1 pseudogene is annotated in these 312 nt (G+C 44.2%); it reads left to right on the plus strand.

Annotation, left to right across the window (positions count from 1 at the left end):
- Window positions 1–204, plus strand: a pseudogene (locus DW103_RS18565) (hypothetical protein); the annotation flags it as partial.
- Between the last annotated feature and the right edge of the window lie 108 nt (window positions 205–312).

Consider the following 312-nt stretch of genomic DNA (forward strand, 5'->3'; position numbering starts at 1 on the left):
CGCATCAGCAGGGAGGAAGGGAAAGCAGAAGGAAAACTGGAAGGCCTTGCCGAAGGGGAACTGAAAGGGAAAGCAGAAGGATTAGCCGAAGGAAACATCGAAGGCAAGCGCCAGATGGCAGCTCGTCTGAAGAAGGAAGGACTCCCCTTAGACATGATAGCACGTTGTTCGGATTTGTCCCTCGAAGAGATAGAGAAACTCTGATTTCCGGTTCGGAAGAAATCGAAAGAATTATACATATAAATTTGATTTAAAGGCAGTTACAGCTACACTATAAGGTAAAATATTTACCCTATAAGGTAGCTGTTGTTA

Origin of the sequence: Parabacteroides sp. AM08-6, from assembly GCF_003473295.1 — a bacterium.
In the GTDB taxonomy this organism is placed as follows: domain Bacteria; phylum Bacteroidota; class Bacteroidia; order Bacteroidales; family Tannerellaceae; genus Parabacteroides.